This is a genomic window from Butyrivibrio sp. DSM 10294 (assembly GCF_028539135.1).
GTDB lineage: Bacteria > Bacillota > Clostridia > Lachnospirales > Lachnospiraceae > Butyrivibrio.
This window is the reverse complement of sequence record NZ_JANSWL010000067.1, coordinates 63,117-70,858: the sequence shown is the minus strand read 5'-3', so window position 1 is coordinate 70,858 and position 7,742 is coordinate 63,117. Positions and strand designations below refer to the sequence as shown.

The window sequence follows — 7,742 nt, the reverse complement described above, 5'->3', positions numbered from 1 at the left end:
TCTCGCAATTCTACAAATATTCGGAAACCGCTAATTTACTGCGTAAATTGCTAATTCCTCATATTTGTTTGGGCCATAAAGTCAAAATGCTTAACATGCCAGCATGTACGCATTTATGACTTTTGGCACCTATATCATTATCATAATTCAGAAAACACGTACCTGTAAAAAAGATAAAGCTTATAGGCAGATATAAGAATTCATGATAAATCAAATAAATTGGGGTCAGACCCCAAGGGAGTTCAGAAAGCTCTACCGCTGATACTGCTCTCTACCACTTCGCCGTTTACCCATTTCATTGACAGGCTCCGGCCGCCTTTCAGCCGGATTCCTGACACACTGCCATTTTTAAATTCTGATGGCAGCGCAGGAAGGAGCTTCACATTGCCTTCTTCATCCTCCTGCACCAGCATCTCCAGCATGGCTGCAATAGCGCCGAAGTTACCGTCTATCTGGAAACAATGCCCCGGTCCGTAGGGGTGATTATCCATCAGGTTATCGAAGGTGCTCTGGGTAAGCAGCGCCTCGAGATTCTCATACACCTTGTCCTTTTCAAGGAATCTGGCCCAGAGGCCGATGATCCAGGCCCTTGACCAGCCGGTGTGTCCACCGCCGTTTGCAAGGCGCCTCTTAAGTGAAGTCTTGGCGGCCTCCATAAGCTGCCTGTCCTTCTCGTAACTAATTGACGTTCCCGGGTACACACCGTAGAGATGGGAAATATGGCGGTGTCCGGGCTCCGGTTCGTCGTAGTCCTTGCGCCATTCGAGGAGCTGTCCGTGTCTTCCGATTCCCATTTGGGGGAGCCTACGCAAGATATCCTCTGCAACAGCTTTCCTTGAAGCAGGTTCGCCTTCTGCGGCTACTTTTCCTTCCGCGCCTGTCTCTCCTTCCGAATCTGCGCTCTCAGACTCCTCTTTTCCCAGCGCCTCAAGGCTCCTCAAATACCCTGTCAGCAGCTCCGTCAGGATCTGCGTATCAATGGCAGGTCCCTCGCACATGCATCCCCGGCTTCCATCCTCCATGATATACGTATTCTCAGGAGAAACAGAAGGAGACGTCACCAGATGTCCCTCCTCATCCTCTATCAGAAAGTCCGCAAAAAAGTCCACGCACTCCTCCAGCACATAGAGACTACGCCTAAGGAACTCCTTATCTCCCGTATAACTGTAATGTTCCCAGATATGTGTCGCCAGAAAAGCCTCTCCCATAGGCCAGAAGCTGGCAGGAATATAGTGATCCTGCGGCGCCGTATCCGCGAACACATCGCTGTTGTGGTGAGCCACCGACCCTCTGCAGCCATACATCTCCCGGGCGGTTCGCTTGCCGTTTTCGCACACCCTGTCAAGAAAGGCAAACAGCGGCAAATGGCACTCAGAGAGCCCGCTCTTTTCCGCAGGCCAGTAATTCATCTCCGTATTGATATTGATTGTAAACTTGCTGTCCCAGGGCGGCGTCATGCTGTTATTCCAGATTCCCTGAAGATTGGCTGGAAGCGAATCTCCCCTGCTGGAGGAAAAAAGAAGGTACCTGCCGTACATAAAATACAGCGCAAACAGCGACGGATCTTTTTTGCCCCTGCGAAGCCTCTCAAGCCTCTTGTCCACAGGGAGTTCTGCTGCCTTGTCATCTTTCCCGTCCGACAGCTCCAGCTCCATGGTGTTCAGGTGCTCCGCATAGTCCTTAAGCTGCTCCTTAGCAATAGTCTCATATCCAAGCGCTGCTGCCCTGTCCAGCCTATCCGCGGCCGCCTTCTCATAGTCCTCATGGCGGAAGCTCGTCTCTATTGCCAGGAACATATCTGCCCTCTTAGCCCCCTCTATCAGCAGATGCTCTCCGATAGTCCTGACAGTTCCTCCTTCAGCCTTAACACGCATTTTCACTGCAAAAGAGATTCCGCCTTCATTAACCACGCGAAATCCGATCTCGCTTCCCTTGCCATAGACCTCATCCAGCTTGTTGTGGCTTCTCTCAAACCTCATGCTGCAGCTGATTCCCTGTGAAGCCTCGGTCTCAAGGCGCATCACGATTACCTGCTCAGGAAAAGAAGCAAACAGCTTGCGGCAATACTTTTTCCCCCCGATAACATATTCCGCAGAGGTGATTCCCGTCGTAAGATCCAGCTCTCTTCTGTAATTCGAGGGTTTGAAGCCACAGAATATCCCGGCTCCTGCGTTTTCCTGCCCTTCGAAGCTAATCTGCAGCTCTCCTGCAGGCTCATAGTTTCTCTCCGAATTGGGCGTACCCGACAGGGCAAGGAGCGATAACTTCTCCGCCTCTCTGATCTTGCCTTCCCTAAGGAGCCTTCTGATCTCAGGCAGGTTTTCTTTTGCATCGGGATTGATCCTGTTTAAGGGCCTTCCGCTCCAGATGCTGTCTTCGTTCAAAAAGACAACTTCCCTCTCCGGAGCCATAAGGGCCATGGCGCCAAGTCGCCCGTTTCCTACAGGAATCGCCTCCTCCCATTTATTCGCAGGTCTGTCGTAGAATAATTTCATTTTTTTCACCCCAAAACTCATATTTAGTCGTCACAAAACAGATACTTTCACCATTATAGCACGGCCCGCCCCATAAACGCAGAAACACCGGAACCTGATCCTGCAGATTCCGGCATCTCCGGCCGTAATTCTATGTATGTAATATGTCGCGCTAAGACCTGACATCCTTTATTTGCGGTAAATCGCCTCTAAATTCATCGCTTTGCCTCTCCGGCGATCTCGAAGAACTCAAGATCATCCTGCAGCTCATCCGCATATCTCTTGAGCTCTGCGGAAGTCTCCGCAAGCCTTGTGGTCTCCTCATTGAGCTGCGTCATGGCAACAGAGGTAGTCTCCGCCGAAGCTGCATTTTCCTCTGAGATGGCTGACAGGTTTGTCATGAGATCCGCCACCGTCTCGCTGGCATTTTCGCAGGCCTGTGCCTGATCCAGTACCTCCGATACGGAACTTCTTGTAAAATCGATTCCAAGACTTACGTTCTCGAATGCGCTTCCCGTGGAATCTATGCTGTTTTTCTGATCCTCGATAAGTCCCGTAACCTCATTGATGGTAGCCACAGTGCGATTGGACTCCTCGGACAATCCGCGAATGATCTCCTCGATAACAGCTGTGGACTGGTTGGTCTGATCCGCCAGATTGGAGATCTCACTGGCAACAACTGCGAAGCCTTTGCCCGCATCTCCCGCTCTTGCGGCCTCAATGCTGGCATTCAGGGACAGAAGGTTGATCTGGTCAGCAACGGAAGCGATAAGGCTTACAGCCTCCTGGATCTTACCTACAGACTCATCTGTCTTTTTAACCTGATCAACGATCTTACCGAAGGCCTCGGTGGTAAAGTCGCTGGATCTGGTCAGCTGGTCCATGTTGTCGGTAGCTTTTTTGCCATTGTCATTCATCTCTGAAGACCTCTCTGACAGAGTATTTACGCTGCCCACGATCTTCATGATGTTGCTCTTGATGTCCATAACCTGCTGGGAGGAGGACTCAATATCCTTGGCCTGTTCACCGGCGCCCTTGGAGATCTCATCAATGGTGGAATTGATCTCGCTTGCAACGGTCTTGGTCTTGGTGGCGCTGTTTTCAAGGGCAACTCCCGACTCAGCCAGGACATCCGTAACCTTTTTTACCTTGATAATTGTCCCCTCAAGGGTATCCATAAAGTTATTGAGACTCTCTGCAAAAAGAGCGAATTCATCCCTGCCGGAAGCGTTGGCTCTGGTGGATATCTTGCCCGCCTCGATTTCCTCGATGGCTGAGCTGAAGGAATTAACGCTCCTGTTGATGCCGATGAAGATCCTTGCCAGGAAAAGAGTCAGCACAACGATGCTGGCAATAAGGATGATGACGATAAGTATTGTAACCGTGCTCCTTACTCCGTTCATGTTGGCAACTGCATCGTTTTGAACTGTGGCGCACATGTTGCTGAGGACGGAGTTGATCTCGGCGTTGTCGGCTTTGATCTTAAGGGTGGTGGAATCTGTTGATTTTATGGATTCAAAAATGGATTTCAGAGTTTCAATTTTTTCCGTTGATATATCTGCCAACGATGGATCCGTTGTGTACTTGGGGATGTTCTCCTGAATCTCTGCCATCAGGGCTTCAATCTCAGCGAGGCTTGCTGTAACGTCTTTGCCCTCAACCACCAGCTTACTGTAGGCGCTGACCATGTCATTGAGGCTTCCCAGATTAGAAGCAAAGCCGTACACTCCCGAAACGGCGCCGCCGTACTTGTACTCGGTTTCTGAACCAATTGCGGAAGGAAGAAGGTAGAGGTCATATTTAAGAACCGGATAGGTCTCCGGTGAATATTCCACCATGTTGAGGGTTGTGGAGATCTCTTCCCACTTACCGTTGGCCTCGTTGTAATTAGCAGACACCTTGAGAGCAGGCTCGTCGCCGAAGGTTGAGATCTCGGCATCCACCAGGGCTGCGCCTGACTTCTCCGCCAGCTCAATGGTTCCAAGATCAAGAGGGATCACCTCGGAGCCGTTGGACAGGGCTACGCCTTTGATAAAATAGTCCCCTTTGTAGGTGAAGGTTCCGCCAAGACGGAAGATAAGACTGTTTCTCTTGCCTACATCAGGAAGCTTGTAATCGTAGTGAAGAACGATGTAGTCCTTACCATCGACCTTCTCGGTCTTAGGTGTATCGGTGCCGTGGAAATAGCTCTGCCACTCGATCTCCACCCAGTCATTGTTGTTAACAAGGCTGCCAAAGCTGTCGGAGAGATCTGCGCTGGCAGTCATGTATTCCTGATACTTACCCATGTCCGGTGTGTAACCTCTGGTGGAATGGATGCTAAGTATCTCGTTGTAATTGGTCTTGTTTTTCTCAATGTTCTCAATAATGGAATCAACGGATGCGCGGTAGCTCTCGTCAGCGATGGATTCCAGCTGTACCGCCTGCTGCTCCATGTTTGCCAGATTATCCAGAGCAGCCTTAAGATAGCTCTCCTCAACATAGTACTGATAGAGAGCATCATTGGCCAGATTCTGGGATTGGAGCACGTTGATCTCATTAACTGTTGAAACGATCTCACTGCTCTGGGCATTCTTGTTGATGGAGAACACTCCCACAATTCCGATAACCACAGCAGCTGCGATCCCCAGAATACCCATGATCAGGATCTTACCCTTCACGGAATGAACAAATCCGCCAGTTTGCTTTGCACCATTTTTGCTCATAATTATTCACCTCATAGGAATGCAATAACCCAATAATGGTCTGCATTTCCAGCGCACCATTATTCATTATAAAGTGTATGTATATTCATTATATCGCATCCGCCCGGTATGCCTAATTAAATTTCCATAACCTTTATGAGCAAAAAATAAACCGCAAAGCCGCTATGCATAGGCACTGCATAAAAACGGTCAAATGCGGTTTACATATCATATTTTATACAATTATTGCGTATATTTATGCGTATTTTTGCATGAAACTTTTTGTATATATATACGATGATATGACTTTTGGCACCTATATCATACGATTATTCTGTAAGGATATTCAGCATGTCCGTAGGATTCTCTGCTGCCTTCACCTTATCCATGGCCTTTACGATCACGCCTTTTTCATCGATGAGATAGGTGGTTCTGACAACTCCCATGGAGACTTTGCCGTAGTTCTTTTTCTCCTTCCAGACATCGTAGGCCTTGATCACTGTGAGCTCCGTGTCGGATAAAAGAGTAAAGGGCAGCCCGTACTTCTCCTCGAACTTCTTATGGGATGCCACGGAATCCTTGCTTACTCCCAGCACCACCGCTCCATTTTCCCTGAACTGGGGATAGAGCTCGCCGAAGCTGCAGGCCTGCTTGGTGCAGCCCGCGGTGTTGTCCTTGGGGTAAAAATATAGTACCACTTTCTGCCCTTTGTATTCGGACAGGGAGCGGATCTCGCCGTTTTGATCCGGTAGTTTGAAATCAGGGGCTTTGGTTCCTACTTCGAGCATAATGACCTCCTTACGCTCCCTTTCCGGGAGTCTTTAGTCTCTCATTCTCTGTTTTAAGATTTATTATCTCTTGACCTTGCTTTTTATTGATAGATTTAAGCTCAACAATTTGGTTTTGCAGTTCTTTCATTTCTTCCTTAAGCTTTGTATTTTCTAATTTTGCTGCTTCCTTCTTTGCCTTTTTTTCAGCCTTCAGAGCTTTGGTTTCTGCTTTCTTTTTGGCTTTTTCTGCCTTCCTATTGGCTTTTTCAATCTTCTTATTTTCTCTTTTTTCTTTTCTCAATGTAGTAATTTTTCGGACAGAATCACGCCAGATTTTATTGCCGTCTGTGAGCTCGCTTTCAATTTCTTTTCTACATAAAGCGTTTATATTGTAAAGAGAGGGTTTTGAATCTTTGGTCAGTTCCTGATTACGTGAGCATACAACTCGTTCATCGTCTAATCGATAGTGGATATATAGATCTCCATTGGAGTCATAATTCTTAATACAGCATACGACTTTATCGAATGATAACTCTCCAACGTTACACATCATTTTTACTGAAAAATACGTAAAAACACCGGAATAGATACCAACCCATATCCAGTTATACTCCTTAACCGGATATGCAAATAATGAAAACATTATAGGTAAAGTCTGAAGATACGCCAGAATATTATCTCTTCCTTGCGGCTTTGCACGCCACCAATTAACCATAATCGCTATTGCCAATACTACAGCTGTAAAAACCATTACTGTCCATCTGGGGATATTTCCACCCTCTTTTGTTGCCATTAAATTAATAATATTTGCCCCCGTGATAAATAAATAGACAATGCCAAATATCAAGCCACAAAATATTATTCTTTTTATATCTTTTATCCCTAATCCCTCAGTACTCGAAAACGCATAGTCAATATCACTTCTATAACTATTTGAAAATAAATGTGTAATTCCTTTAGGAATTTCCCATATAGCAATAACAAAAAATATAGACAAAAAAATATTAAATCCGCGCTCTGTACTCGTCTGGTTCTTAACCATTTCCTCAAACTGTGTTACGAGCTCGTTTGAAATCTGGCCTGCAGCCTGGATTGCAGACACCGCAGTATTCTCTCCCTGTGATACAGCAATCCGGTACAATCCATAAAACGCTATCATTAGCGTTATATATATGCCCCAATATTTTAATATTCTTTTTCCAACTTCCCGCTCGCTCTTTAAATAGTTTAAGTACACGCCTAACGTTGTTTCTTCTTTCTGACTCTCCACAGCTGTCGTCCCTCCCAACTTTTTTCACATACTTTACTTTTCTTGATCACTCAGTTATCTCAATCTGATTTCCTTCGATGGCCACAATACAGCTCTCGTAATATCCGTCCCCGGTGTACCTTGGACCGCTCACCACTTCGTAGCCGTCACCCTTAAGCTGCTCTGTCAATTCATCCACCTTTTCTTTGCTTCCAACAGAAAAAGCTATATGGATATATCCGGTCCTATTCAGCGCCTTCTCCGCATCTACCAGCCCCGGCTTATTCATCAGTTCAAGTCTCGCTCCGGTATCAAAAGAGATGAAGTAGGAGCGGAAATCTGTTTTAACATTGTGATAACCATCGTTGGATGTACCATCGAGATACTTGACGAAGAAATCTCTGGCGGATTCAAGATCGTTTACGTACATTGCTATGTGTTCAATATTCATATGAAGCCTCATGTTACCATTAGCGGTTTACTATAATATACATATCCTATTCCATTTAAGAATATAGCATAGTGAAATGAAAAATCACAGATACTTCATACATTCCCTCATTTC

5 protein-coding genes are annotated in these 7,742 nt (G+C 46.6%); all 5 read right to left on the bottom strand.

What is annotated here, in order from left to right; genetic code table 11:
- Window positions 1-242 precede the first annotated feature (242 nt).
- Window positions 243-2,495: a glycoside hydrolase family 95 protein gene (locus tag NXH67_RS07070; protein WP_272796887.1), complete on the bottom strand. Its 2,253-nt coding sequence runs from the start codon at window positions 2,493-2,495 to the stop codon at window positions 243-245.
- A gap of 194 nt (window positions 2,496-2,689) precedes the next feature.
- Window positions 2,690-5,179: a methyl-accepting chemotaxis protein gene (locus tag NXH67_RS07065; RefSeq protein ID WP_272796886.1), complete on the bottom strand. Its 2,490-nt coding sequence runs from the start codon at window positions 5,177-5,179 to the stop codon at window positions 2,690-2,692.
- A 308-nt stretch (window positions 5,180-5,487) separates the two neighbouring features.
- Window positions 5,488-5,946 carry a thioredoxin-dependent thiol peroxidase gene (bcp, locus tag NXH67_RS07060; protein ID WP_272796885.1) on the bottom strand — a complete coding sequence of 153 codons (459 nt, stop codon included), beginning with the start codon at window positions 5,944-5,946 and terminating at the stop codon, window positions 5,488-5,490.
- A gap of 10 nt (window positions 5,947-5,956) precedes the next feature.
- Window positions 5,957-7,198 (bottom strand): hypothetical protein, encoded by a 1,242-nt coding sequence (locus NXH67_RS07055; protein ID WP_272796884.1) that lies wholly within the window; start codon window positions 7,196-7,198, stop codon window positions 5,957-5,959.
- A 46-nt stretch (window positions 7,199-7,244) separates the two neighbouring features.
- The gene (locus NXH67_RS07050) at window positions 7,245-7,628 is read right to left on the bottom strand and encodes a VOC family protein (protein ID WP_272796883.1); all 384 of its coding nucleotides are present in this window, start codon (window positions 7,626-7,628) and stop codon (window positions 7,245-7,247) included.
- Window positions 7,629-7,742 lie beyond the last annotated feature (114 nt).

Bases quoted from the DNA above. Each gene is read 5' to 3' on its own strand.
- bcp (WP_272796885.1), bottom strand. From the start codon at position 5,946: ATGCTCGAAGTAGGAACCAAAGCCCCTGATTTCAAACTACCGGATCAA.
- NXH67_RS07065 (WP_272796886.1), bottom strand. From the start codon at position 5,179: ATGAGCAAAAATGGTGCAAAGCAAACTGGCGGATTTGTTCATTCCGTG.
- NXH67_RS07070 (WP_272796887.1), bottom strand. From the start codon at position 2,495: ATGAAATTATTCTACGACAGACCTGCGAATAAATGGGAGGAGGCGATT.
- NXH67_RS07050 (WP_272796883.1), bottom strand. From the start codon at position 7,628: ATGAATATTGAACACATAGCAATGTACGTAAACGATCTTGAATCCGCC.